General features: G+C 69.0%; 27 protein-coding genes and 4 pseudogenes. 17 read left to right on the top strand and 14 right to left on the bottom strand.

Features of this window, described 5'->3' with window-relative positions:
* Nucleotides 1–29: 29 nt before the first annotated feature.
* The gene (locus tag ACZ39I_RS36875) at nt 30–1,025 is read right to left on the bottom strand and encodes an NADP-dependent oxidoreductase (protein ID WP_467249412.1); all 996 of its coding nucleotides are present in this window, start codon (nt 1,023–1,025) and stop codon (nt 30–32) included.
* 148 nt (nt 1,026–1,173) lie between these two features.
* Here ACZ39I_RS36875 and ACZ39I_RS36870 point away from each other — a divergent pair, with 148 nt between their 5' ends.
* Together ACZ39I_RS36870 and ACZ39I_RS36865 are read left to right on the top strand one after the other, a co-directional pair.
* Nucleotides 1,174–1,803 carry a TetR/AcrR family transcriptional regulator gene (locus ACZ39I_RS36870; RefSeq protein ID WP_467249410.1) on the top strand — a complete coding sequence of 210 codons (630 nt, stop codon included), beginning with the start codon at nt 1,174–1,176 and terminating at the stop codon, nt 1,801–1,803.
* Between the two features lie 360 nt (nt 1,804–2,163).
* On the top strand, nt 2,164–2,343 hold the full coding sequence (locus ACZ39I_RS36865) for a hypothetical protein (RefSeq protein ID WP_467249408.1): 180 nt from the start codon (nt 2,164–2,166) through the stop codon (nt 2,341–2,343).
* A gap of 30 nt (nt 2,344–2,373) precedes the next feature.
* On the opposite strand, the gene ACZ39I_RS36860 is transcribed toward ACZ39I_RS36865, so the two are convergent.
* Nucleotides 2,374–2,949, bottom strand: a complete 576-nt coding sequence (locus ACZ39I_RS36860) for a DUF6817 domain-containing protein (protein WP_467249618.1) — start codon at nt 2,947–2,949, stop codon at nt 2,374–2,376.
* A 24-nt stretch (nt 2,950–2,973) separates the two neighbouring features.
* Between ACZ39I_RS36860 and ACZ39I_RS36855 the strand changes: the two are divergent.
* Nucleotides 2,974–3,489: pseudogene (locus tag ACZ39I_RS36855) on the top strand (LysR family transcriptional regulator substrate-binding protein); the annotation flags it as partial.
* A gap of 104 nt (nt 3,490–3,593) precedes the next feature.
* On the opposite strand, the gene ACZ39I_RS36850 reads toward ACZ39I_RS36855, so the two are convergent.
* Nucleotides 3,594–3,818 (bottom strand): hypothetical protein, encoded by a 225-nt coding sequence (locus ACZ39I_RS36850; RefSeq protein ID WP_467249406.1) that lies wholly within the window; start codon nt 3,816–3,818, stop codon nt 3,594–3,596.
* Nucleotides 3,819–3,903: 85 nt separating this feature from the next.
* Here ACZ39I_RS36850 and ACZ39I_RS36845 point away from each other — a divergent pair, with 85 nt between their 5' ends.
* Together ACZ39I_RS36845 and ACZ39I_RS36840 are read left to right on the top strand one after the other, a co-directional pair.
* Complete coding sequence (locus tag ACZ39I_RS36845; protein WP_467249616.1) at nt 3,904–4,374, top strand: hypothetical protein; 471 nt, start codon at nt 3,904–3,906, stop codon at nt 4,372–4,374.
* 285 nt (nt 4,375–4,659) lie between these two features.
* Nucleotides 4,660–5,466, top strand: coding sequence for a hypothetical protein (locus tag ACZ39I_RS36840; RefSeq protein ID WP_467249404.1), 807 nt, complete (start codon nt 4,660–4,662; stop codon nt 5,464–5,466).
* Nucleotides 5,467–5,919: 453 nt separating this feature from the next.
* Here ACZ39I_RS36840 and uppS read toward each other — a convergent pair whose 3' ends face one another.
* From uppS to ACZ39I_RS36825, 3 genes are all read right to left on the bottom strand, one after another.
* Nucleotides 5,920–8,517, bottom strand: a complete 2,598-nt coding sequence (uppS, locus tag ACZ39I_RS36835; RefSeq protein WP_467249403.1) for a polyprenyl diphosphate synthase — start codon at nt 8,515–8,517, stop codon at nt 5,920–5,922.
* Nucleotides 8,518–8,730: 213 nt separating this feature from the next.
* The gene (locus ACZ39I_RS36830; protein ID WP_467249401.1) at nt 8,731–9,096 is read right to left on the bottom strand and encodes a hypothetical protein; all 366 of its coding nucleotides are present in this window, start codon (nt 9,094–9,096) and stop codon (nt 8,731–8,733) included.
* Nucleotides 9,093–9,746: an ABC transporter ATP-binding protein gene (locus tag ACZ39I_RS36825; protein ID WP_467249399.1), complete on the bottom strand. Its 654-nt coding sequence runs from the start codon at nt 9,744–9,746 to the stop codon at nt 9,093–9,095. Before ACZ39I_RS36825 ends, ACZ39I_RS36830 begins: the two co-directional genes overlap by 4 nt.
* 190 nt (nt 9,747–9,936) lie before the next feature.
* Here ACZ39I_RS36825 and ACZ39I_RS36820 point away from each other — a divergent pair.
* The 6 genes and pseudogenes from ACZ39I_RS36820 to ACZ39I_RS36795 form a co-directional block, all read left to right on the top strand.
* A pseudogene (locus ACZ39I_RS36820) lies at nt 9,937–10,371 on the top strand (GGDEF domain-containing protein); the annotation flags it as partial.
* Nucleotides 10,372–10,382: 11 nt separating this feature from the next.
* Nucleotides 10,383–10,823, top strand: coding sequence for an ASCH domain-containing protein (locus ACZ39I_RS36815; protein ID WP_467249397.1), 441 nt, complete (start codon nt 10,383–10,385; stop codon nt 10,821–10,823).
* Entirely contained in the window at nt 10,820–11,110 is a 291-nt protein-coding gene (locus tag ACZ39I_RS36810; protein WP_467249395.1) for a hypothetical protein, read from the top strand. Before ACZ39I_RS36815 ends, ACZ39I_RS36810 begins: the two co-directional genes overlap by 4 nt.
* A 209-nt stretch (nt 11,111–11,319) precedes the next feature.
* Entirely contained in the window at nt 11,320–11,883 is a 564-nt protein-coding gene (locus ACZ39I_RS36805) for a hypothetical protein (RefSeq protein WP_467249641.1), read from the top strand.
* Nucleotides 11,795–12,091, top strand: a complete 297-nt coding sequence (locus ACZ39I_RS36800) for a pentapeptide repeat-containing protein (RefSeq protein WP_467249393.1) — start codon at nt 11,795–11,797, stop codon at nt 12,089–12,091. The genes ACZ39I_RS36805 and ACZ39I_RS36800 overlap by 89 nt, the downstream gene beginning before the upstream one ends.
* Before the next feature lie 76 nt (nt 12,092–12,167).
* Nucleotides 12,168–13,019, top strand: coding sequence for an IS5 family transposase (locus ACZ39I_RS36795; protein ID WP_467249391.1), 852 nt, complete (start codon nt 12,168–12,170; stop codon nt 13,017–13,019).
* 219 nt (nt 13,020–13,238) lie between these two features.
* Here ACZ39I_RS36795 and ACZ39I_RS36790 read toward each other — a convergent pair whose 3' ends face one another.
* Nucleotides 13,239–14,411 (bottom strand): ParB/RepB/Spo0J family partition protein, encoded by a 1,173-nt coding sequence (locus ACZ39I_RS36790; protein WP_467249389.1) that lies wholly within the window; start codon nt 14,409–14,411, stop codon nt 13,239–13,241.
* Between the two features lie 61 nt (nt 14,412–14,472).
* Nucleotides 14,473–14,610 carry a hypothetical protein gene (locus ACZ39I_RS36785; RefSeq protein WP_467249387.1) on the bottom strand — a complete coding sequence of 46 codons (138 nt, stop codon included), beginning with the start codon at nt 14,608–14,610 and terminating at the stop codon, nt 14,473–14,475.
* Nucleotides 14,611–14,639: 29 nt separating this feature from the next.
* Between ACZ39I_RS36785 and ACZ39I_RS36780 the strand changes: the two are divergent.
* A pseudogene (locus ACZ39I_RS36780) lies at nt 14,640–14,864 on the top strand (ParA family protein); the annotation flags it as partial.
* Between the two features lie 94 nt (nt 14,865–14,958).
* On the opposite strand, the gene ACZ39I_RS36775 reads toward ACZ39I_RS36780, so the two are convergent.
* On the bottom strand, nt 14,959–16,197 hold the full coding sequence (locus tag ACZ39I_RS36775) for a low temperature requirement protein A (RefSeq protein ID WP_467249385.1): 1,239 nt from the start codon (nt 16,195–16,197) through the stop codon (nt 14,959–14,961).
* Between the two features lie 727 nt (nt 16,198–16,924).
* Between ACZ39I_RS36775 and ACZ39I_RS36770 the strand changes: the two genes are divergently transcribed.
* Nucleotides 16,925–17,938 carry a NucA/NucB deoxyribonuclease domain-containing protein gene (locus ACZ39I_RS36770; RefSeq protein WP_467249383.1) on the top strand — a complete coding sequence of 338 codons (1,014 nt, stop codon included), beginning with the start codon at nt 16,925–16,927 and terminating at the stop codon, nt 17,936–17,938.
* Nucleotides 17,939–18,004: 66 nt separating this feature from the next.
* A complete protein-coding gene (locus ACZ39I_RS36765) occupies nt 18,005–18,547 on the top strand; it encodes a hypothetical protein (RefSeq protein ID WP_352391873.1) in 543 nt (180 codons plus the stop codon).
* A gap of 204 nt (nt 18,548–18,751) precedes the next feature.
* Here the strand turns inward: ACZ39I_RS36765 and ACZ39I_RS36760 are convergent, their stop codons facing one another.
* Both ACZ39I_RS36760 and ACZ39I_RS36755 read right to left on the bottom strand, forming a co-directional pair.
* The gene (locus ACZ39I_RS36760) at nt 18,752–19,432 is read right to left on the bottom strand and encodes a response regulator (protein WP_467249381.1); all 681 of its coding nucleotides are present in this window, start codon (nt 19,430–19,432) and stop codon (nt 18,752–18,754) included.
* Entirely contained in the window at nt 19,429–20,541 is a 1,113-nt protein-coding gene (locus ACZ39I_RS36755) for a sensor histidine kinase (RefSeq protein ID WP_467249379.1), read from the bottom strand. The genes ACZ39I_RS36760 and ACZ39I_RS36755 overlap by 4 nt, the downstream gene beginning before the upstream one ends.
* Nucleotides 20,542–20,721: 180 nt before the next feature.
* Between ACZ39I_RS36755 and ACZ39I_RS36750 the strand changes: the two genes are divergently transcribed.
* From ACZ39I_RS36750 to ACZ39I_RS36740, 3 genes are read left to right on the top strand one after another with little or no spacing between them, the layout of a single operon-like run.
* Complete coding sequence (locus ACZ39I_RS36750) at nt 20,722–21,363, top strand: hypothetical protein (protein ID WP_467249378.1); 642 nt, start codon at nt 20,722–20,724, stop codon at nt 21,361–21,363.
* Nucleotides 21,356–21,898 carry a hypothetical protein gene (locus ACZ39I_RS36745; protein ID WP_467249376.1) on the top strand — a complete coding sequence of 181 codons (543 nt, stop codon included), beginning with the start codon at nt 21,356–21,358 and terminating at the stop codon, nt 21,896–21,898. The genes ACZ39I_RS36750 and ACZ39I_RS36745 overlap by 8 nt, the downstream gene beginning before the upstream one ends.
* Nucleotides 21,899–21,936: 38 nt before the next feature.
* Nucleotides 21,937–22,290 carry a terpene synthase family protein gene (locus ACZ39I_RS36740; RefSeq protein ID WP_467249374.1) on the top strand — a complete coding sequence of 118 codons (354 nt, stop codon included), beginning with the start codon at nt 21,937–21,939 and terminating at the stop codon, nt 22,288–22,290.
* On the opposite strand, the gene ACZ39I_RS36735 is transcribed toward ACZ39I_RS36740, so the two are convergent.
* The 3 genes and pseudogenes from ACZ39I_RS36735 to ACZ39I_RS36725 form a co-directional block, all read right to left on the bottom strand.
* Nucleotides 22,173–22,709 carry a hypothetical protein gene (locus ACZ39I_RS36735; protein WP_467249372.1) on the bottom strand — a complete coding sequence of 179 codons (537 nt, stop codon included), beginning with the start codon at nt 22,707–22,709 and terminating at the stop codon, nt 22,173–22,175. The two genes, ACZ39I_RS36740 and ACZ39I_RS36735, sit on opposite strands and share 118 nt — an antisense overlap.
* 514 nt (nt 22,710–23,223) lie before the next feature.
* Nucleotides 23,224–23,340: pseudogene (locus tag ACZ39I_RS36730) on the bottom strand (IS21-like element helper ATPase IstB); the annotation flags it as partial.
* 50 nt (nt 23,341–23,390) lie between these two features.
* Complete coding sequence (locus tag ACZ39I_RS36725; protein WP_467249370.1) at nt 23,391–24,494, bottom strand: YdcF family protein; 1,104 nt, start codon at nt 24,492–24,494, stop codon at nt 23,391–23,393.
* Nucleotides 24,495–24,602: the final 108 nt, after the last annotated feature.

Below are 24,602 nucleotides of genomic sequence, written 5' to 3'. Positions count from 1 at the left end.
TTCGTGCCGCCCGTCGCGGTTGCGGCGGGTCAGCTGTTGGCGATGACGGCCTTGCCGCGGATGCCGCCCTGGGACAGGGACTGCAGCGCGTGCGGGGTCTGGTCGAAGGGGAACACCTTTCCCACGACCGGGCGCACCGCGCCCTGGTCGATGAGGGTGGTGATCTGGCGGAGCTGATCGCCGCTGGCGCGCATGAGCAGGAACTCGTACGTCACGCCGAGCTTCTTCGCCTGCTTGCGGATCTTGCGGCTCAGGGCTGCGACCGCGAGGCGCAGCAGCGGGTTCAGGCCGGCCTCGCGGGCGAACGCGGGGTCCGGGGGACCGGCGATCCCGATGGCTTTGCCGCCGGGCTTGAGCACCCGCAGGGACTTCTCGAGATTCTCCCCACCGAGGCTGTCCAGCACCAGGTCGTAGCCGGTCAGGAGCTGCTCGAAGTCCTGGCTGCGGTAATCGATCACCGTGTCCGCGCCGAGCGCGCGCACGAAGTCCGCGTTGGAAGCGCTGGCGGTCGTGGCGACGTGCGCGCCGAGGTGTGCGGCGAGCTGGATCGCGATCGAACCGACCCCGCCGGCGCCGGCGTGGATGAGAACCTTCTGCCCGGGCCGCACCTTCCCGCGCTCCACCAGCGCCTGCCATGCCGTGAGCGCCGCCAGCGGCAGTGAGCCGGCCTCTTCCATGCTGATCGAAGCGGGCTTGAGCGCCAGGTCGCCCTCCGTTACGGCGATGCGCTCGGCGAATGTGCCGATGCGGTCCTGGTCGGGCCGGGCGTAGACCTCGTCTCCGGGCTTGAAGCCGCGAACCGCCGTCCCGACGCTGATGACAGTGCCCGCGACGTCGTTGCCCAGGATCAGCGGCAGCTGGTAGGGCAGGATCTGCTTGAACTCACCGGCGCGGATCTTCTCGTCCAGCGGGTTCAGTCCGGCGGCCTCCACCCGGACGAGCACGTCGTGCTCCCCGACGGTGGGTTCGGGGACGTCCGCCTCCTGCAGCGGCTCCTTGTACTTGGTGACGACGAACGCTCGCATGGGGCACTACTCCTTGTCTTCATCCTATTTGTCCAGGTGTGAGGCCACATCAGCCAATTTGGCATGCCATAGGGGGCCTTACTTCTCTGCGTCAACCTGAGTACACTCAACTATGAGTCTACTCAGAATTATTGTCAAGGGAGGTCCCATGGGACGCGGCCACATGCCGATCGGGCGCCGCGAGCGGGCCAAACAGGCCAAGCGCGAGCGCATCATGACCGCAGCCCGCCAACTGTTCGCCGAACACGGCGTCAGCGGGGTCACGACACAGCAGATCGCCCACCGGGCCGACGTCGCGATCGGCACTCTTTACCTGTACGCGTCCACGAAGGCCGAGTTGCTGATCATGGTGCAGAACGAGAAGTTCGCCGCCGCCATCGACGTCGGCCTCGCCGCCGCGAACGCCGCCGTCGGGCAGGGCGTACTGGAGCCGGTCGTCGCTCTCCTCCGTCCCGTGGTGGCGTGCCTGAGGGAGCACACCGAGAACGGCCGCACATACCTGCACGAACTCGTCTTCGGTGACCCGGCCGAGCCCTACCGGCAAGCGGGTCTAGCCCTTGCCGGCGGCCTCGAGGACGGCATCACCGGCCTGCTCACCCGCAACGAGGACATCGATGCCGCCGACGCGGCGACGCTGGCGCGGGTGATCACCGCGATCATCCACATCACCGCCACCGCCACCGCCACCGTGTACCTGCACCGCAGCGATGAAGCCGTCCTCGCCGACATCCGCGACCAGATCCACGCCACTCTGGCACCCCACCACCGCGCGGCATGACCACTCGCTCCACGAGCCAACCATCGAACACCCTGGAAAGGGGGCACTCATGAGCGCGCACTACGACGTCATCGTCCCTGGTGCTGGCTCAAGCGGGTACGTCGCCGCGATCCGCGCCGCGCAACTCGGCAAGAACATACAGTCCGGCAGTGCGGACAACGGACAGCCGCAAACCCTGTCCATAATTTGGGCTCAGCCGCCCAGCCCGTCCTGAGCTGCGGAGACAGGGTCAGCGCGGCCAGCATCGGCTCCGGCGGCAACCACGTCACGTGCCATCCCTTCCCCTGCGACCCTGCACTTGGAACCGGGGCGGGCCTGGCGTTGTGCGGGAACGTTTTGGGCGCCGTCGAAGGGGCGGCGGTGCACGGCGCTGACGCGCAGAGCGTGGCCCTGGCCGCGCCGCACGGTCTGCGCGTGACCTGCGACGGCGGTACCGATGGCGCCTGCCCCACCCCCACGGGAAGCGACTACAGCCGCACCCTGTTCGAGTACACCCCCGGCGGTCAGCTCAGGAAGAACCGGACGGGGCCGTATCCGTAAGGCCACCACAGCGGCCGGTTGTCCACCATCTCAGCACTGGTCGGCCTTCCACGCTGACAAGCCAGAACTGCCATGTTGGTTCGTCGGCTGGGAGGCAGGAGTAGCAAGCGCCGTGCGGCACTCAAGCCAGGCGTCAGCACTCAGCAAGTCCTGGAGTCTGGTGAACAGGGCGAGCAGCTGAGGGCCCCACTTGTCGCGGAAGGCGGAATCGACGATGGCGAGATCGAGTTCGTTGGCCGCCGACAGTTCGGTGAAGTCCCGGCGCAACTGTGGCCCTGGAACGCGGGAGCGGCCGGTGAACCTGTCGTGGAAGGCAGCATCGGCCTGGTTGAGAGCCGGGTACGTGGCCTTCCGGTCGCATGAGGCGTACAAGTACACGATGGCCTCGGCCTCCGCGCCAATCACCGCCGCAAGGTCATTGCGACGGTCCAGTGGCAGCAGCGCTGTGGAGAAGCCGTCCGTGCCGTAGAACGCGTGACACAGACCGGCGAGTTGGAGGGCCGGACGGGCATTCCACGTCGCAAGCCGCGCCTGTACACGCTGGAGGTGGGTAAGGAGAGTGCCGCCGGGGTGGGCGATGCTTTCGGCACCGAACTCACGCAGCAGGGTGACAGCCCGGTCAGTCGTGGCAGGGAGAGCAGGGACGCCCTCCTGGCCAGCAACCTCGACCTTGCCTGGATCACCGTCGGCGCCCCGGTGCGCGGCATCGAGCAGCGCCCCGTCGCCGACCTGCCCTGGGTGCTCGCCATGCGGTCCGACGATCCGCTCGCGGCCCGGCCGCACATCGACGCCCCCGACCTCACGGGCATCCGCCTCATCCGACTGCCGCCGAACTCCACCTCCGGCGCCCATTTGGACACCGTCTTCGCCGAACTGGGGATCCGGACCGGGTCGGACACAAGCGTCGCCGACTGGGACACAGCCCTGCTCCTTGCCGAACTCGGCCTGGGCCACGCCGTCGTCCCCGCCGTACCGGGTCTCCCGACACCTGGTGACGCCAGCCCCCTGCATCTCATCCCCATTCCGGCGCTGCCGCCGCTGTCGGTCGGCTGGGCCGTACGCCGCTGGGACGCCCTCTCCCCGCTCGCTCGGAGCTTCGCCGACACGGTCGCTGCAAGTTACACAAAGACGCACCCCACGGCGTGAACAACGAAGACCGAGCTCGGACTGCCTCAAGGTTCACCACACAGCAGTCGCTCCTGGGACCTTCGCCAGTAGGCGCGGGGTCGGAGGGGCAGCACCTGGGTGTTTCACCGCCGAACTTTCGTGGCCCGAATGCGAGTTCTGCTCTGCTCGATCGTGAGCTGGAGTGCCTGCTTGGGCACGGGCTGGCCGTCACGCTGAACCTCCGGCGCATAGCCGACGCTGCGAGCGCGCGGGCTGCGTGGACGGGCCGGGTGGACTGCACCGACTTCGATGCTTTCGACGAGTCCGCCCTGATAGCCGAGACCATCCGCGATGGGATCGGTGATCACGCGGTGAAGTCCCGGGCCCGGCGTCCCGTTGCACGCTGCGTTCCTGGCAGCAGCGACCGATCCAGCACTGACCAAGCAGCTCCGGGTGATCGGCCGGGCCGGGGCAGGCACCGACCACGTCGACCTGGCCGCTGCCGCCCACCACGGCGTCACCGTCACCCACACCCCGGGTTCCAATGCGACCGCGGTCGCGGAGTTCGCCTTGGCCCAGATGCTTGCCCTGACCCGGAACTGCGTGCGGTGTTCCTCGCGTTCAGGTCCTCCGCCGCTGCGGCCACGGGTAACCAAGCTGTCTGGCGTACTCCGGAGATCCGCCGCAGACCACCCAGCTGGTCATGGACCTTCCGCATGGGCTTCCCGGCCAGGCCCAGCTGATCCCGGTCGCCGAACCCGCGCCGACGGAAGACGGGGACGAGGAGGTGTCCGCCCTCCACGCCGCCCGTGGGCAGGAAACACTCTTCGAGATGCGGCGCGACTGGTCGCCGGTCGTGGCCCGACTGCGCCGCCGAAGCTACAGGGACCTGCCGCTGACCACCGCGGCCTGTGCGCTGACTGAGGAACTGGACCAGCTGCGGCGCGGTCGGCAGGACCCCGCGTACCGCAAGGACATCCGCACCCTGACGATCCTGGTGTACTGGCTCGGCGCTGAGACGGTCTTCCGAGAGCGCGACGCCATGACCTCGCTCTGCTCGACCCCAACCTCGGGGCCAAACGGGTCTGCCAGTTCCTCGCCGCCCGCGGCCTGCTGGCCAAAGACCCCGAACTGCACCGGGACGCGGACCAGGTGTGGATCGAAGCCACCATCGGAAAGCTACCGCCGACCGTCGCCGACGAAGTGCGCATGGGGGTGCAGGTCCTGCGCGGCCAGGGCCGGCGCGAGCACGAGGCCCGCGGATATGACGGCATCCGCCGCTACCTCTTCGCCCTCGACCCCCTCCTCACCGCCTGGACCAACAGCGGCATCACGACGCTGCGGCAGATCACCAGCGAGCACGCCACCACCGCCGTCGACGACCTGACCGGGAGCGCCCGCCGCCAGCTCGCCATCAGCCTGCGCAGCCTGTTCAAGGCCCTACGTCAAGAACGCGTCGTCTTCCGCGATCCCACCCGCAACTTGCCCGTCGGCGATCCCGAGATCCGTTCCCCCGGACCTCCTGGCCACCCTCCTCGACCGCGCCACGACACCGCTCGGCCGATTCGTCGTCGCCCTGACCGCCGTCCACGCCCTGCCCGGCCACGAAGCCCCACGCTGCTGACCTGCGACCTCAACCTTGCCCACGGCACCCTCGAAGCCCGCCGTGGCCTGCTACGCCACGCCCTCTACCTTGAGGGGTTCACCCGGGCCCTCGCTGACGAGTGGCTCACCTACCGCCACCGCCGCTGGCCGACATCGACCAACCCCCACCTGCTCGTCAGCCAGCGCACCGCACTCGACCCCGACTACCCGCCGGTCAGCATGACCATGCTCCACAGGCACCTGCCCAAGGGGTTCACGCTGGACGGCCTGCGACAGGACCGGACCCTGAACGAGGCGTTCGAGACGGGTGATCCGCTGAAGCTCATGCGCCTGTTCGGCATCACGGAGAAGACCGCCATGCACTACGTGGGCGTGGCGCACCCGGAGAAGACCTCCCAGCTTCCCCGGTGACGACCGGAGGCCGTCGCGCTCGGCTCCGCCGCGTGGCTCGTCGCCGACGGGCCCACCAAGGGCCGCACTTGCGGGCCGGTGTTCGTCACCCACCGCCGTCCTGGGTGAGAACTTTCGCCGCTACTTCAAGCCGTCGTCCGAGGCGCGCTCGCGGAGGTGACCGGCGTGCTGGCGCCCGGCGGTAGCAGACGCTGCCGCCAGGTGCCGAAAACGCGGGTGTCAGGTGAAGAGCACGTCGGAGACGGAGACGAGGAACGCTCCGGTTTTACTGCCGCTGCCGTCGTCGGGGCCGCCGGGACCGCCCCAGACGTTGACGATGGCGTGGCGGCCGCGCTTCGCCGAGAGCGCCTCAGTGGTTACGAGGTTCTTCCGGGGTCACCGTGGACCTCGACCGTGAACGGGACGGGGTCGAGGTCCTCGAAGGACGGGGTGGCCGGTACGGGTCACGCGTGATCACCTGGTGCGGGCTTGTTCGTCGGGGGTGGTGGGTGGGGAGGGGGTGGTGCCGAAGCGACGGTCGCGGCGGGTGTAGGTGTCGATGGCCTGCCACAGGTGGGTGCGGTCGGTGTCCGGCCACAGGGTGTCGAGGAAGACGAGTTCGGCGTAGGTCGACTGCCAGGGCAGGAAGTTCGAGGTGCGCTGTTCGCCGCCGGTGCGGATGAGCAGATCCACGTCCGGCAGGTCGGGGTGGTGGAGGTGGGCGGCGAGGTGGCGGGGGGTGATGTCGTCGGGCTGGATGGTCCCCGCGGCCGCTTGACGGGCGAGTTCGCATGCGGCTTGGGTGATTTCGCTGTGGCCGCCGTAGTTGATGCACATGTTCACGGTCAGGCCGGTGCGGTGGCGTGTGAGGTGCTCGGTCTGGCGCAGAGCGTGCACCAGGTCCGGTGGCAGTCCTTCGGGGAGGCCGGACCAGCGCAGCTGGACGTCGCGTCGCCAGACTTCCTCGGTTTCCATGACGAGGCAGTCTTTGACCAGGCGCAGGATGGCCTGGATCTCAGCGGCGGGGCGTGCCCAGTTCTCCGAGGATAGGGTGTACAGGCTGAGGTGGGGCAGGCCGATTTCGAGGGCGCCGTAGATGACGTCCCGCACCGCGAGCTGGCCGGCTTTGTGGCCAGCGGTGCGCGGCTGGCCTTGGTGGGTGGCCCATCGTCCGTTGCCGTCCATGATGATCGCCACGTGTTGGGGGATCAGGTGGGCGGGGAGTTGGGGCGGCTGGACACCGCTGGGGTGGGGCACCGGTGGGAGCGGAGGGGGCGTGCGCGCTGTGTCGTGGTCGCCTTCTCCGGGGTGCGGCAGGTGGATGGTGGCACGAGGGGTGGCAGCGATCTGGGTGTGGCGGTTCCAGGACCTGGCCGTGCGGAGTCGGCCGCGGGCCAGCGTGAGGTGGAAGCGGACCGGGTTAGCCCGGGAGCGGCTCTGCAGCAGTGCGTGGGGTTGGCGGTCGATGCGGTCCAGTTCGAGCAGGTGCAGGTCGATGACGGTTTGCAGGGCTGCGGCCATGGGTGGGTGCTGGGTGCCGACGGTCGCGGCCTGAGCCAGCCACTGGCGGGCCTGGGCGGTCATGGCATGAACCATGTCGGCATACCGGCCGTCCGCCCGGCCGTGGGCGAGGTCCTCAGGGCTGACGTCGTGCTCGTCGAGCACGACGGCGGGCAGCCTGACGAAGCCCTCCTCGGCGTCTTCCCGTAGGTCGCGCAGCGCGTCGATGAGGTTGAGCGCGTCGGTCCACACGCGCAGTGCCTGGGCGTCGTCGGGCGTGAAGGCCAAGCCGGGGGTGGTGAGCAGGGCCATCAGGCGCTTCACGCCGAAGGGGAAGGTGATGGTGTGCCAGTAGGTGTACCAGTCGTCCCAGGAGGTGATGGCGCTCTGGCCTTTGGCGTCCTGGCGGTATACGGCGTTGGCTGCCGTTACTCCGTCGCTCGGCAGGTCCCAAGTCCATACGGCGTGCACGAGGGCCGCGCGCAGGGGGTCTTCGCTGTGGCCTGCCCGCAGATCGACCTCCAGTAGTCCGCTGAACCGGCTGACGCGTTCGACTCGTTCCTGCCGGTCGAGGTGCTGGGTGTCGGAGAGGTCGTCGATGTGCCGGCCGTATCCGTACATGGCCCAGAACAACGGTCGCAGCCGGCCGGGCAGGAGCTTGGTGAGAGCTGCTTCCACCGGACCCGACCGGTGCATCAGGCGACGGCAGATTTCGTAGCCGGTGATGACCGTGGTGTCGTGGATACCGGCTTGGCGGTAGACGTACGTGCGGACCGGGTGCAGTAGACGCAGGGCGATCTGGCGGGCGCGGGGCCTGGTGGCGCGCCCGCCCAGGAGTCTCTGTGTGATGGTGCGCCGGCTGGTGCGGGCGGTGAAAGCGGCCAGGCCGGCGGCGGTCAGTCCTGCCGACCAGCACAGGCCGAGCAACAGGTGCCGCCAGGGGGTGTGGGTGAGGTCGACCGCGGACACGGCGGACTGCATCGCCCCGTAGGCGGGCAGCCACTTCAGCAGCGGACTGTCCGCAGAAGGGTTGGCGACGGGGTTCTGCAGCGTCAGATCGATGAAGCTCAGCATGATGACGGCGAACATCCCCGCCAGCTCACTGCGCAGCAGCGCCGCCAGGAGGATCCCGACGCCCCCGTACGTCAGGGCTCCCACCATGAACGCCGCCGCCAGGACGTCCAGGCGCTCAGGCCGGTAGAAGAAGCACACCCATGCCGTGGCATACGAGGCGGTCAGTGCCGCGGTGAGGAGCAGTACGGTGCTGCGAGCCAGCAGCAGGCAGATGCGCGGGTAGCCGGCGAGCACCATGCGGTGGTCGAATTCCGCGGAGCGGCTGGCAGCGAGGAACATCATGAACCCGACGATCAGCGCGAGGGAGTGCAGCCCACCGGACAGCTGGCTGACCGTGTTGGCACCCAGGGCCACGGGCTGATCGGCCGCGCGCAGGAAGAACCGGACCGGGTCGCTGGGCAGGACCTGGTAGGCGAGCGTCAGCCACAGCGGAACGAAGAAGAGCACCAGGACTAGCGCGAGCCGGTTACGGGCCTGCTCCAGCGCAGCGTGGCGCACCGCTGTCCCCAGACACCGCCCCCACCACCTCATGCGGCACGCCCGGTGACGCCGCGTCGGGCGGCGGTCGGGGTGCCGTCCTGCGACCGGGGCAGGTGGCCAGGGTTGTGCTGGGTCGTTGACACTTTCACTCCACGAATTCGGTGGGAGGCCGACTCTGGCCCCAGGGGTGCGCACGGGTGACAGGACACGGTCACTGCGAGAGCACGCCCGTCATGCGGTTCGGTTGTGCACGGCTTGGATCAGGTCGCGCAGCGCGAATGCCGTCGTGACAGGCAGGTGGGCGCGGTTCAGGCGTTCCAGGGCCTGGTGGTGGCGCTCTTGGATGAGGTCCTCCACCGCTTGGCGGGCGCCGCACTCCTCCAGCACCCCCTGGACGCGGGCTGCCGTATGGGCGTCCAGATCCGCAGCGCCGCCCGTGCGGAGAAGCAGTTCCTGACCGGCCCGGTCCGCCCGGCGCAGAGCGCAGGCGAGCAGGGCTCCGCCGGAGCCCACGGAGCGGGCAGGCCACAGCAGCGCGGACATTGAACTGGAGGCGTCGTCGTGCACCGCGGTGACCGGAGACTGCCGTCGGCTCATGCGACCCTTCCCGCGGCGCTGCTGTGGTCGACGGCCAGAACGCCGTCCTGGAGCCGGTGCAGCACGTCCAGACGCTCGCGGTCGTAGGCGAGGTGGGAGACGACCACGACCGCCCGGCCCCGCTCCCGCAGCCTCTGAGCGATGTCCCAGAACCGCAGGTAGGTCTCCCAGTCGAAACCCTGATACGGCTCATCCAAGAGCAGCACCTCAGGGTCGTGCATAAGCCCCAGGGCCAGGTTCAGCTTCTGCCGTGTCCCGCCGCTGAGCGTGTGCATGCGGCTGCGAGGGCTCTCGTCGAAGCCCAGCTCTTCCAGCAGCTCCCACACGCGCGCACAGCTTTCGAGACGGTAGGCGGCCTGGAAGGACCGCACGTGCTCAGCGACCGTGAATGCCGGGTGCAGCACAGTGTTCTGCGGGCAGTATCCGATCCGCCCTCGGCACTGGACCGTCCCGCTGTCGCCCGCGGCCTGACCCGCCAAAATGCGCAGCAGCGTGCTCTTGCCGGCGCCGTTCGCGCCGACGATGCCCAGCAGACAGCCCCGCGGCACGTCCAGGCTTACCCCGCGCAGTACCGGGCGCCGACCATACGCCTTACGGACGTCATGGAGACGCAGAAGGGTACCTGCGGACGCCCGGGTTGAATTGTTCACACCATAAGCAACGACTGGGCTGCGCGATGGTAGCGCGGTAACGAGCACTCCAGAGCGTGCGATCAGCACCCGACGTCCACGGTGCCACCCATCAACCCGGCGAACCCGCTCGCAAAGCCCGCCCCGGGCACCTCCGACACTCGGGTTCAAGCGTGGGCACTCCCCAGATTCCGCGAACCCGCGTGCTTCCGACGCCGACCACTTCAAGGCCGTGAACGACACGATGGGCCACCCGGCAGGCGACGCCGTCCTCACGGCCTTCGGCGCCCGGCTCGCCGCGTGGGCAGGCCCGCGCGCGGTTTTGGGCAGGCTCGGAGGCGATGAGTTCGCAGTCGTCCTGGAGCTGCCCGCCACCCGCCGCGAACAGCGCCTGGCGCAACTGGTCCGGATGCTGCACACGCCGGTCGTCCTGGACGACGGCCGCACCGTCGACGTCGCCGCCTCGGTCGGCGCCGCGACGCCGGACGCGATCGGCACCCGCGACCTGACGGCCCTGCAGAGGGCGGCCGACGCCGCTCTGTACGACGGCAAGCACTCCGGCCGCGCTCACCTCGCCACCGCCGCGCTCGCCACCGTGCCGTCCATCAACGGCCGCCGCGCCGGACGTCCGGGCACCGGCTTGTGAGGGCGTGCCGCATGAGCCTCGCAACCCTGCCCGAGGGCGACTGGATCCGCGGCATCAGCATCCGGCAGCCGTACGCGGCCTGCATCCTCGCCGGTGCCAAGACGGTGGAGAACCGGCCCGCACCGTGGCGGACCGGCTGGGTGCTGCTGCACACCAGCAAGACCATCGACCAGCCCGCCCTGCGCATTCCGCTGATCGGCTGCACGATCCACGGCCGCCAGCTGGTCACCGGCGCGGTGGTCGGCATCGCCCGGATCACCGACTGCCACCAGGACCCCGACGGAGCGCCGCCCTGCTCGCAGTGGGCGCACCCGGGCGCCTGGCACCTGGTGCTCGCCGACGTCCAGGAGCTGCCCCTGCCCGTCCCCGCACGCGGACAGGTCGTGCCCTGGAAACCGACGTCGGACCTGGTGGCGCAGGTGTTCCAGCAACTGCCCGCCTTCCGGCCGTGAGCACGCGACGCAAGAAGGAGAAGCAGCCGTTCGAGCCGGGCCTGATCCCGGCTCCAGGCGCCCTTCTCGAATGGCGCGACAACCAGCACTTCGACCACTGGCAGAACCTCGCCTGCACGCTGTGCGGCCGGCCCACGCCCCTGTGCTCCCACTCCGGCGAGCCCGTGCACAAGGCCTGCGCTGAGGACTGGATCACCGCCAACCCCGTTGAGGCCCGCCGCGGGCGGTTCGCCTCCGACCTCAAGTCGAAGCCCAAGTCCAAGGGCCAAGGCGACGACCACGCCTGAACTCCTCCACCTGGAGGCTCCCTTGAGCAGCACCCAACGCGACGTCGACCACGCCCTCGCCTACCCCGAGCCGCCCGCCTCCCCGCTCTGGCACCGCCACGGCGCCAAGGCCCGGCCGCTCACCGACGCCCAGAAGAAGCGCAACCGCGAGCTCCTGGACCTCTCGCGCAGCGCAAGCCCCGCACCAGGGCCGCGTAGGAGGGCCGGTCATGTTCACCGACATGAAAGAGGCCCTCGAAGCCGAGGCCCTCGAACTCACCCCGCTCGGCAGCCACCAGTGCAACGCCGCCTCCCTGGTGGTCGCCCACCGCGCCCGCGACAAGGACGACCTCGCCGACCTGCTGGGCGCCCTCGGGCTGCCCTGCGGCGAGGACGACCTCGGATGCCTGCTCCCCCACCTCACCGCCTTCGACGACACACCGATCGGAGATCCGATGCCCGTCAACGCCTTCACCGCCACCGCCGTTTCCATGCTGAACAACGGCGATAGACCCGAGCATGTCCGCGAGACCCTCGGTCTGTCGGAGAGTGAACTCGCCGACGCCGTCCAGCACGCCGGACTGCCCGCCCCCGCCCCGACGCGGACACGGGCACGGGCACGCAGGACAGCACCGGCACCCCGGAGACGTCCGCCGCGGCGTCCGGCGACACGCTGGCCGTCGACGGGATCGAGGCCCTGCTCGCGTGGGCGGAGAACCACCCGACCGCCAGCAGGCTCGTTTGCAACGTGCGAAGCTCGTCGGGGCGCGCCTGCCTGGAGCGGTGCTACGTAAGGCTGACCTGAGGCGCGCCGACCTGACGGACGCGGACCTGACGGGTGCCGATCTGCGGGAAGTTACAGGCGTTACCGCGGAGCAACTGCGGTCAGCCCGATCCATCGACAAGGTGCGCCTGTCGGCCCCTCTCTCAGCATTAGTTGTCGAAGAGCCGTCTGCAACGGCAGCAAGCACCAGCCAAGCTGCCCCGGCGGCCAGTGACTAAGAGAGCATCTGATCTAGGTAGTTGGTGTTCTGGGATGGTTTTGTGACTGATGCTGTTGGCGGTCGTTGGATGAGACGTGAGTGTTCGTCGTCCGTACCGCAGTGATGTGTCCGACGCCCGCTGGGCCTTGATGAAACCGGTCTTCGACGACTGGCGGGCGAGACGGACCGGCCCCGGAACGGCAGCCCGGGTGCACGACCTGCGAGAGATCGTCAACGCGATCCTTTATGTCAACCGCACCGGCATCCCGTGGGAGTACCTGCCGCACGACTTCCCGCCGTACAAGACCGTCTACGACTACTACGCGAAGTGGGAAGCCGACGGCACCACCCAGCAGGTCCACGACCTGTTACGCGACAAGACCCGCCGATTCCACGGCCGCCGGGCGGAGCCGACCGCGGCCGTGGTGGACGCCCAGAGCGTGAAGACCTCGGCAAACGTCGCCGAGACCAGCCAGAGCATCGACGCCGGCAAGAAGATCAAAGGACGCAAACGGCACCTGATCACCGACACGCTCGGCCTGATGCTGGCCGTCCTGGTCACCGCCGCGAACGTGCACGACACCACCGGCGGCAAGCTCCTGCTCGACGACCTGGCCGCGGCACATCCCAGCGTGTCCAAGGTCTGGGCCGACGGCGGCTACCAGAACAGCATCTTCAACCACGACGCCGGTCTGGGCATCGATGTCGAGGTGGTGCAGCGGCCACGGGCCAAGGGGTTCGAGCCGCTGCCGAAACGGTGGGTGATCGAGCGGACCTTCGGCTGGCTGATGCAGCACCGCCGCCTGGCCCGGGACTACGAAGCCCTGCCCCAACGATCACGAGCGATGATCCATTGGGCCATGGCTAACAAAATGTCCCGCGAACTGACCGGAGAATCCGTACCAACCTGGCGAATCGAAACGGACATCCCACCCGCATCCGCGTGAACACTGATCAGATGCTCTCTAAGAGTAGGTTCAGAGTCCGTCTCGGTACCTACCTGGCGACCCGACGGAGCGCATGCGCTGGCTCTGTCCCACTGGGCCCGCCAATACCGACCACGACCGCTACCAGGCCTGGATGCAGACCTACGGACTACCCGGCAGGGGGGGCGGATGTTGTACGCGTACAACATCCGCCCCCCTGCCGGGTACGGCTTGCTGGGCTCAGACCTGAACCTTGGTGCTGGACAGCCGTTCCAGCAAGAGTTCGGTCAGTGCCGTCAAGTCTTCCGCGGACAGATGGTCTGCCAGAGCGTCAGCGACCTGTTCGACATCCCTGATCTCGATCACTGCGGGCGCGGACTGGACGGCGGACGGCCGGTCCAGGTTTTGCGCCGGCAGCACAGTCGACTGTTGGTCCGTGCCCTTGGCTGGCTGGGATTTGGCTACGGCATCCTTACGGGGTGCAGCCGGACCGGGAGTCTTGGTGCCCCCACCGTTGGCCACGGTGGAGGGCGGTGTGATTGTCGCGCTGCTGTTCAGTTGCGCTGGTACGCCGCCGGGGGCAACGGCATCCGTATTCCCCTGCTCGGGAGGGCTCTGCATCTGGCTGCGGGCCGCAGTCAGCAAGGCGCGCTCGGCTTCCTTCTCGGCAGAGCGTGCCGCCTTCTGGTCCTTGAGGAACTGCAGAAGGTCAGCTTCTGTGAGCCCGGGATTTTTCTTGAGCTGGCGGGTCAGGAGACGTCCATCCCGTTCTGGGAGATCGCCGGAGCTGAGCATCGCCTGAATGGCCTCAGGCAGGTCCAGCAGCGACAGCTGATGCGTGATCCAAGACCGGTCCTTGCCCAGGTGCTCCGCAGCGCGAGCACGGGCCCCGCGCTCTGACTCCTCCGCGCACACCGCAACGAGCTCGCTGATACCGCGGGCCTGTTCGATGATGTCGAAGTCCGCGCGGTCCAGGTTCTCCTTGAGGAGATGGTTTATGAACGTCTCGCGGGAGGCCGCGAGTTCATCGCGGACGACGAAGTCCAGCGTGTCCAGACCGGCCTGGCAGGCAGCGCGGTAGCGGCGCTCTCCGTTGACGAGGACGTGCTTGACGTCGCCGATGTGCTCTGCGTGGTCAGGCCACAGGTCCAGGTGGGCATCGCGGGAGACGGCCACGCACGCGGCGAGCTGGGCTGCGCGCAGTTCCTCGCCGAAGCGGGCCAGTTCCTCCGTGGTGCCGAAGTTGCGGCGGGGGTTGAGCGGGGTGGGGGAGACGTTGGCCAGTTCCAGGCGCACCAGTTCGTAGGCCGGGATGTCGCCTTGGGTGATGGCCTTCGCCCGTCCCCGCGCACTGCGGCCGCGTGGCACGTTCCCGAAGGAGGAGCCTGTGCCCAGCCGGTCGGCGGCCTTCAACCGTTCACCGCCAGGGCGATCGTCCGCATGACTTCGGACTGCTCACAATCGGGTGCCGAGGTCAGCAACGGCTGCTTGGGCGGGCCGCCTCGCGCTGCTCCTTGCGTTCGGGGATGACGCCCAGAACTGGCGGATCTCCGATGGCTTTCCAGCTGTCCAAGGAGGAGGTGGCGATGTAGCCCTTGCGGCTGTCGTACATGTTCACGATGAAGCCGATCTTGCTGATCGGCGCTTGAACCGCTGGAGGGCGAGTTCGACTACATCGTCATCGACTGCCCACCCAGCTTGGGCTACTCCATGGACACAGCCCTCTACTACGGGCGCACACGCGAGGGTGAGGAGCCTGAGGCCTCCGGTGTCGTGATCCCTGTCTTGGCAGAGGACTCTTCCGCTGACGCCTACGACATGCTCTTCGACCAGATCGAAGATCTCACGGCCGACCGCGACATCGAGAGCCCGGGCGGCCAGCGCTACGGTCGCCAGCCAGCTCACTTCGGCGCAGCCCGGTCATCCCTGGAACGGACCGGACCGGGCCGGGCCGGGCCGGTCAGGCGACCGGCGTTCCCACCGCGGTCTCGCGCTCCCGGGCCGTCGTGCGCGCCGTCAGTGTCTCGCCGGTCGCCACCGTCAGCGCGCAGACGAGACCGGCCGAGAGCACCGCCCACTCGCCCAGGAACATGCAGCAGATCACCAGCAGGGCCGCGGTCGGCAGTACCAGCTGCTGGGCGATGCCCACCTTGAAGTAGCGCGAGTGCAGTGCCCAGACGGTGAACAGATACAGCGCCGTCGGCAGGGTCACGGCCGCCGACGCGGACAACGTCGAGATATGCGCCTTGCCCACGGACTGCTCGACCGCCACCTCCAGACCCGCACCGATCGCGGCCGCCGAGGCGAAGACGACGTAGTGGCCGTAACCCCACAGGAACGCCTGCCTGTTGGATTTCAGATGACCGTGGATCGGCACCACGAAGTAGATCCACCAGGCGGCGAAGATGATCAGCAGCCCGCCCGCGGCGATCGGCAGCAGTTCGCCCAGCGCGTCCTGCTCGTCGATGCCCGTCTTCACGGCGACCGTGGCCGCCGCGATGGTCTCGCCGAGCACGATGATCGTGAACAGCCCGTAGCGCTCGGCGATGTGGCGCGGGTGCCAGGACGTGGGCTGGACCTTCTCCGCGTACGCCGGCACGCACATCTCGAGGACCGCCATCACCACGAACACCGCGACCAGGGTGTCCTCGGGCAGGAACACGAGGCCGATCCAGCCGATCTGGCACAGCACCACCCCGCCGGCGTACCGCAGGGCCATCCTGCGCTCCTTGCCCTGACTCGACCTGGCCACGCGCAACCATTGGGACACCGAGGCGAGCCGCATGATGACATAGCCCACCACCCCCGCCTGGTACTCGTGGTCCTCGAACGCCCGGGAGACCCCGGCCGCGAGCACCAGCACACCGGCGATTTGGATCAGCGTGACGACCCGGTAGAGCACGTCGTCGTTGTCGTAGGCCGAGGCGAACCACGTGAAGTTCATCCACGCCCACCAGATGGCGAAGAACACCAACGCGTAGTTGAGGATGCCCTCGCCCACATGGCCCTCGGCGACCGCGTGCACCAACTGGATGCCTGCCTGGGCGATGGCCACGACGAAGCACAGGTCGAAGAAGAGCTCCAGCTGAGTGGCGGATCGGTGCACCTCACCGCGGTCACGGGCGGTGAGCCTGCGCAGCGGGCTGCGGTGCGCGGGCGATCGGGGGGAGTCCGGCGCGGGAGCGGAACTTGGCGTCATGAAGTCAAGCACAGCAGATGAGGCGCCCACTTTCTTGCCCAGCGTGGTTTCGTTGCTGTACCGGACATCGATCCAGGACATCGGGATCGTCACATTCGACGAGCTCTACCAGCGAGCGTGCTTCATCGTCGAAGATCGCTAAGCCGCCCATCCGCGTTTTCGGTCGCCGCCTTCGGTCGCCGCCCGGGTGACCGCCAGCGCTTCGTCGAGCCCCTGACTGCGCACGCTCCGCGACCGGAGCGCGCACGGCCGGGGAAGGGCGTGTGGGGATTCTGTGCTCGTGCTACATGCCGGGCGGGACAGCTCGTATTTTCGGCCTCCCCCTCTCACTCATGCCCGGAGTGCTGGCGTCGCGGGACCAATTGATGGCGTGATGAATGCTTCCGGGTGGGGGCTGGACGTGGAAGGGTGCGACGCCCAAGGCAGAATTGTCATGATCACGTCACATCTGAGGGGGAATTGAATGCGCAGGAAATATCGTTTACGTGCACTGTTGGTCGCTCTGACCATCGGCACGCTTCTGCCGGTGACCGGCGTGGCCACGGCGCAGGCTCGGCAGGGTTCGGACGGGGCCGGTGCGCCCCTTGGCGCCCAGCAGCCGCTGCCCAAGTGCGCGGACACGGAGGCAGGCCGGCTCAAGGCCCGCGGCAACGCAGCCATGTGTATCAGCGTCAACGCGAAGCGCGCTTCGTCCAGGGAACTAACCGATGCCGCAAGCGCCTTGGGCATGACCGGCGTTGCCGGCAGGGCAGCCGTGGACCGCAAGGCCACCGCCCCGACGGCCGAGGCTTCACCACGCCCGCTCGCCGTCGACTGCCCCGAGTACGAGCTGGAGACAAATCGCTTCGAGTCCTGCTACCTGGGTGAGCTCGCCTTCTCGGTGCGGCTCATCCCGTCCGGGCGCGAGATCGGAACGGGGTCGATCCTCCAGGTTGTGTACGGCTACGTCGACAACCGGTCGCGCCGCATGGAGCACGAGGTGCGCCTCTCGCTCTACAAGGCCACCGGCGTGGTTCGGGCGGGCGTGGTGGGCTCGGTCGCGGTCAGCTGTACCAGCTCATGCACCCCGAGCACCGTACCGCCGCCCCAGTGGCTGCGCTTCCGGACCACTGGCTACGACACCTTCCGCGCCGTGACCGAGTCCCCAGGCACTGCCACCGACTTCACCAACCCGTTGGCGACGATGACCATCCAGTCGACTGCGCCCAACCCGCTCACGGACGACATCGGCCCGCGCGCGGACGTACGCTGCGACTCCACTCCCCGAGTCGGTCCCAACACGGGCGGCTGCGTCTACTACCTCTACCGGCCGACGTACGAGCTCTCGACCACCAACGCCGACACGGAAGAAGTGGCCTGGCACGTGTGGTGGGCCCAGAACAACCTCAACACCGCCTGGGGCTGGGAAGACCACGGCCCGGCGCTGACCCGAACCAGGGACCGTCAGCTCATCCGAGACAACCGCACGGAGGCGTGCCGAGCGGCGCCGAGCCCTCGGCCGCCGGGCCAGTCGTGCGATGAGTATCCCTTCGCGACGACCCACGAGGGCGCGTCCAAAAACCCCGACTTCTCCTGGCACATGATCGACGCCCGGCAGAACACGGCGGAAGGGCGCGACTACCGACGGCCCTGGTACAACGACAACCGCCTGCTGGAGGACGACCAGTTCTGGGTACGGGTAATCCTGCCGCCGGGCGGAGCGGCCGCAGCCCCCGAATGGCTCCCGCCCTCCAAGAACTAGCCGCACGTTTCCCGTGGGTCCCGGACCGACCTGGCCGGGACCCACGCCGGAGGAGGCCCCACGGCCATGACGGACACGACACCTGAAGGGCAAGAACAACCTGCACCGCTGACCCGTGCCCGCGCGGTGCTATTCGTGGAGGACAACACATACGCGATCGTCAACCCGGAATCACCGCCTGACCGCTTCACCGACCCCGTAGAGACCGGCGTCCTGGCCGTCACCGACGCAGGCGGCGCTGCCGCCTCAGTCACCTGCGGGACCCACATCGGCGATGTACAGGTCACAGGGGAGACCTGGCCGGCCGCGCCCCCGCTCGTCGACGCTCCCTGGGACGACGTCGCGGAAGTCTCGCTGCCGTGGCCAGGCGGACGCATGGCCCTATGGGGATCATTCGACGAGGACGCCGACGAAATCGTCCTGTCCGAGGACGCCCCACCCGGCTCCTACCGCATCCGTGTCCATGTACGAGGCCGTGACGCCGGCGAGGACCGCGGCGAAGGCGACGAGCCGGAAGAACACTTGCTGCAGATCTGGCCTTCCGCGCCAGCCCCGCATCGCACCCTCAAAACCACCGACCACACAGGCCAATACTGGCGCTCTCAGTGATTCTCTGGTCAGCGTCGGATCCAGATGCCGTTGATGCAGCGCTCGACGGTCTAGGACTCACTTGCCTGAGCGACCCGGAGGTACACACCGAGACGTTCTTCTCCTGGGCCGGGCGATCGCGACCAGCGACCACAGCAAGAAACACGGGGTCACTCATGCGCCCGTCTCACCCGCACTTCTGCCAGAACGTCTCGGGCCTGCGCCCTACTTGCGTGGGAGTGGGCCAGCCAGACCGTTTTCCCAGGCCCAGGCGGCGATGCCCACCCGGTTGCGGGCCTTCAACTTCGCCTGGACGTTCGCGATGTGGGTCTTGGCTGTGCCCGCTGAGATGAAGAGTTTCTCGCCGATCTCGGCGTTGGTGAGGCCCTCGGCGACCAGCCGGGCAATCTCCTGCTCCCGGGCGGTTAGAGGCGACAGAGCCGTGGGCGCTGCTGGGGCGGAGGCAGGGGCGAGGGTCTGGAGCAGGCGGACCGTGATCTGGGGGCTGATGAGGATGTCCCCGGCCATCGCCGCTCTGACACCCTCGATCAGCAGCCCGGGGCCCGAGCGCTTGAGCACGAACCCGCAGGCGCCGTCGTGCAGTGCCGTGCGTACGTAGTCGTCGTGGTCGAAGGTGGTGACGACGAGGACACGCATCGGGTCGGGTACGTCGGGGCCGGCGAGGCGGCGGGTGAGTTCGAGGCCGTCCAGGCCCGGCATGCGGATGTCGGCGAGGATCAGGTCTGGGCGCAGGGTGCGGGCGAGGTCAACGGCGGTGAGACCGTCCGCCGCCTCGCCGACCACGGTCATGTCGGGCTGCGAGCCAAGAATCAGGCGGAAGCCGCTGCGTACGTCCTCCTGATCGTCGGCGATCAGAATGCGGGTCGGGCCGAGGGGCGTCGTCATAAGGTCTCTTTCGGGAGCGTGGCAGGCAGGACGGCGGTGAGTTGCCAGCCGCCGTCGCCGTGCGGGCCCGCCGAGAGGGTTCCGCCGAGGGCCTGGGCGTGCTCGGTGAGTGCGGGGAGGCCCAGGCCGCCCCGCCAAGCGCGGCGGCGGGCCGGGGCGGGGCGGGCGCCGCGGTCATTGGTGACCCGGATCTCCACGGTGGTGGCGGTGGGGGTGAACGTGACGGTGGCGCGGGGGGCGTCGGGGGTGTGCCGGCGGATGTTGGTCAGTGCCTCAAGGACGATGCGGTACGCGGCGGCGCCTGCCTCGCGGGAGAGCGCCTCCGTGGCCCGGGGAGGCAGGTCCAGATGTGCCTCGGTGGCTCCCGCTGAAGTGAAGTCCGCTATCAGCGAGGGCAGTTGGGACACATCGGGGAGCGGCTCGGTGGCGGGTGCCTCCGGACCGTGCAGCATTTGTACGGTCCGGTCCATCGCGGCCAGGGCGCTCAGGCCCGCCTTTTCGATGCGTTCCAGGGCGAGCACCGTGTGGGAGGGGTCGGTGGAGGCGACGAAGCGGGCCGCCTGGGCCTGGACGACGATCCCGCTGATGTCATGGGCGACGAAGTCGTGCAGGTCGCGGGACAGCTGAAGACGCTGGGCGCTGCGGGCCTGGGCCACCGCGCTGCGGCGACGCAGTTCCTGGCGGCGGGGGTAGGCGCCGGCCACCAACGCGGCGGCTACGGGAAGCAGCCAGAAGGTGGCGATCCCGATGGATTCCAAGAAGGACTCACCGTCGACCAGCGGCAGCGGCCAGAGGGCCACCGCAAGGGCGGTCAGCGGGAGGGCCGACTTGAGTTCGCGCAGGGGTGACCAGCGGGTGACCACGGCCAGCAGGAGCAGCAGGAGGGCGGTCTCCGCCAGCTTCCAGCCGGAGTCGAAACCAGCCTTCGGCAGAGCGAAGCTGGTGGTCAGGGAGAGGGCCGCACAGACCGTGGTCGGGCGGGCGAGGCGGCCGAGCCGCTGACGAACTGCGGCACGGGGGCGGGCAACGGCCCACACCAGCGTGCCCGCGGCCACGAGCGACGGCAGAGCGCCAAGCACCTGGACGGCCGGGCTGGTTGATTCCCACATGGTGATCAGCGTACGGATGCGGATGTGGCGGGGCTCTCTGCCGAACGGCATAGGAGGGCCGGGCGGCGGCGCGATCTTTGTACCGATCGGCGGATGGGATCGAGACGCACCAGGAGTGAAGCTTGAGCCGTTCAACCGACCACGGCAATACAAATATCCTGCAAAGCAAGGGAGTTCATTATGCGCAACGCCGCAATCGGCGCTACAGCAGCCGTCGCCGTCCTCGCCGGGCTGGTAGCTGCCGGGCCCGCTCCTGCAGCCCCGGCTGGGTCCGTCGAGAAGAAGCCGGCGAAGACCGCGAGCGTCCATGGAGATGCGCGAATCTCCTACATCGAGTCGATCAACGACGACATCCGCTTCACCATCCACGCCGAACAGACGCCGTTCACCCGGCCGGTGCCCCCCAAGGCTCCCGAAGGACTGCCCACAGATGCCCGGGGCACACTGAAGATCTCCCATACCCCCCGAGGCGGAGCCATAGGGTGGGCGGAGGCCCAGGTGGACTGCCTGGTCACCAGCGGCCGGACGGCGACCCTGACCGCAGTCGTAACGAAGTCGAACGTCGAGGAGATCGGCGCCCGGTTGGGCATCAGCGTCCAGCAGGGTGGGGAGGGCGAGCCGGACCGGCTCGGCTTCTCCTGGGGGGTGGTGAACGTCGACCCCGAGCACGTCGACGAGAACGGCCAGCCCGTAAGGCCGCAGGCCGGTACGTGCATGGCCCCCGCACCGTTCACGACCGTGATCAAGGGCGGCTTCAAGGTGGTCCACGCCGAGATCACCAAGTCTCCCGCGCAGCCCGAGGCAGCGATCCGCCGTGGCTGACACCCTGGCCGCCGGGACGCCCGTACCGGCCGCGCCCCAGGTCCCCCGTTCCGTCCGCCTGGCGGCGCACGCCGCAGCACTGACCCTGGTGCCGTCCGGGCTGTGGCGTATCGCCATCGCCCTGGGCTGGGACTCCGGATTCACCGATGAGGTCCTTCGCCCGGAGAACTTTCCAGGCCAAGGGTCCCCCTATCTGATCGGACTCAGCCTGTTCGCCGAGGCACTCGGGCTCCTCACCTTGGGCCTGGTCCATAGATGGGGCGAGGAACTTCCGCGCTGGGTACCGGTCTTGGGTGGCCGGAGAATTCCCGTATCGGCCGCGGTGATCCCTGCCTCGCTCGGTGCGGCGCTCGTCACCCTCATCACGTTCACCGGTGCGTTCGGCTGGAACGATGCGGACAACATGGGTGCCGTCGGATCACCCGACGGCACCCACTACTGGCTGATGACCGCCTGCTATCTGCCACTGCTGGCCTGGGGGCCGCTGCTCGCGGTAGTCACGGTGGCCTACCACCGACGTCGGCGTTGGCGCTGAGTCCGGGACGTCCATCGGCCGTGCCCGCCACCGCGTAGATGCGCGCTGGGGTGAGTGACCGCCACAGCGATGCCCAGCGCCCGTGCCGCGACCCTCACTGGCACTTCGACTTGGTCGAATACGCCGATGGCTACGAACTGCCCGACACCTTCCTGCCCACCGACCTGCACGCTCAGCTGGTCAACTGTGCGGTTGACGTCACCGCCTGGACCAACGACCTGTTCTTCCAACGCTGGCCCGGTCGAGGGGATGGGAAGCCGCAGAACCCCCTCTGTCAGGAGCTCGGGAGGCCTTCCGGGGGCGAGCTGCCAGCCAGTGCTGTCAGCGCCGGCAGCAGGTCCGTCAGCGCGGTGACCAGCTCTTCGAGGTCGGTGATCCGGGGCGGTGGGTAGTACAGGAAACACGCCTGCCTCTCGAAGAGCGACACCGCGGGAGCGCCGGGTTGCGTCAGCCGCTCGAGCAGCGGGGTGCCGGTGAGCCTGCCAACCAGAGCATCCATGTTGGCACTCATCGGCAGATACTGGCGGGGCGGCACTTGGAGGGGCAGATGGGCCACGCTCCAGGCGCGCTGCAGGCTGAGGGAGGGATGGCTGTCCGGCAGGTCGTAGAACACAGCCAGCCAGTGCTCTCCCCGCCGGGTGTCAATCTTCGACAGCTTGATGGCCGTGACCCGGTACGCGCCGACCACACCCTTGACGACCGTGCCCCGGTCGCCCGCCTCCAGCCATGGAAAGTGCAGTATCACCTCACCGCCACTGGGCCGGCGCCGGTCCTCCAGCTCCCAGCCCGGACGCGACGCGAGGACACGCATCACCCGATCCAGAGCTATCGCACCACGGGCGGAACGGATCTCGCGCCTGAGCACCAAGGTGAACGCGCATAGTACGACAGTCCCCAGCACCAAACCTGTAATCACGATTCCCCCTGCGTCAGGTGCCCGCCGACAGCGGACGGTGTGGCGAGAACTTACCCAATGCCGGGAGTCACGCACCACGGATCGCCGATGACGGAAGCGCGGGCGGCACCCTGGAACGGTGGTGCCCGCACCCGGAGAACCGAGCTGACGCGCGCTGATCCCGCGCATCGGGAGCCGCGCCGGGTGGGTGCCCGACTGCGTGACGACGCCGACGCACAATCGCGGACGGCGCCGGTCAGCGGACGGGATCGGGTGACGTCCAGCCCGGCGGGGCGACAAGAGGGCGTCGGTCGTCCACACCATGCCCAGATCGGTGTTCGGGTCGAGCCGTTCGCTGTAGACCCCGACCAAGGCGGTGACGGACTCCTCGTGCGAGATGACGTCGCCGCCAGCGACGACGGGTCCGCCGGGCCGGACGTTCCGCTTGGGCGCGGGTGGTGGCGAAGCGGTAGGCGTCGGTGCCTGTTTCGATGATGTTGCCGCCGAAGGCGAGGCCGTTGACGGTGGCCGCGCACGCCGAGGCGTCCTGACGCGAACAAGACTGCTAGGCCGGCGCCTGACCGGGGCGCGGGCGCTTCAGTGCTCGAAGATCGCCGTCGCCACCGGCACTGCCAGCAGCAGGCTGAGTCCGACCAGGGGGAGGCGGTCCAGCCACAGGATGGCGGCGAATTCGCGCAGTGTCGCGGCCAGCCAGTAGGCGGGGGAGGTCGGCGCGCCCACGACGTGTACGGGCACGCCGCCGCGGCGGGCCAGCAAAGTCGTGCGATAGACGTGGAAGCCGCTGGTGACCACCGTGGCACGGTGGCCGGGAGTGGTGCCGTCCACGAGGGCCGCGCTGAAGCGGAGGTTCTGCCCGGTGTTGACGGAGCGGTCTTCCTGCACGATCCGGTCGGCGGGAACTCCGCGTCCGCGCAGGTAGTCGGCCATCGCGTCCGCCTCGGAGCGGACCTCGTCGTCGCCTTGGCCGCCCGAGACGACGAACACCACACGAGGCGTGCCCGGTGTGCGGGCGGCCTCGATCGCGAGGGCGCGCTCCAGCCTGCGGGTCAGCAGCGGGCCGGGCCGGTCGCCGTCGAGCCCGGCGCCCAGGACGACGACATGAGTGGTTTCCGGTAGGGGGGTGCTACGGCCCCGGACGAACACGTAGCCGGCGAAGATGAGGAAGAGCAGAGTGAGGTATCCCGCGGCCGCGTTCACCGCGACCACGAGGGCACCGAACGTCTCGCCGCCGATCGCGTGGAAGACCGCGTCGAGGCCGAGCACCGCCAGCACCGCGCAGCCGGCGGCCCCGGTCGCCAGCAGGGCTGCCTGCGGTCCGTAGCGCCGGACCAGGAGGACGCCGTCGGCCAGCAGCAGCAGGCCCAGCGCGAGCGCCAGGAGCAGGGCGGCGACGGCGAGGACGGTGGCGATGGTCGGGTGGGCTGCCGCACTGCGACCGGCCACGCCGAGTCCGGCAGAGGTCACCGCGAGGCAGAACAGGACGGCGGTGGAGAACCGGTGCGGTGCCAGCAGGGCGTTGACGACGCCGCCCGCGGCGAACACGACCGCGGCGAGGTACTCCGGGTACTCCGGCATGTGCCGCACCACTCCGCTCTCCCGCCCGCCGGGCCGCTGCCCGTACCCGCCCGTCTTCTCGCCGCCCGCAGGTTCCCGGACCCGGTACGGACGGCTGCCGGCCATCCTCCCAGACGTGCTGTGGTGCGCCGAACGCGGCGGGCGGTGGTGCGTTCGGCGGGACCGGCATGTCGTACCGGTGGTGCTGCCCGGCGGCCGCGCAGGACGCTCTGG

The organism is Streptomyces sp. NPDC024687 (assembly GCF_055559055.1).
Note: the sequence above shows the minus strand (reverse complement) of the source record. Positions and strands in the feature narration are given on the sequence as shown.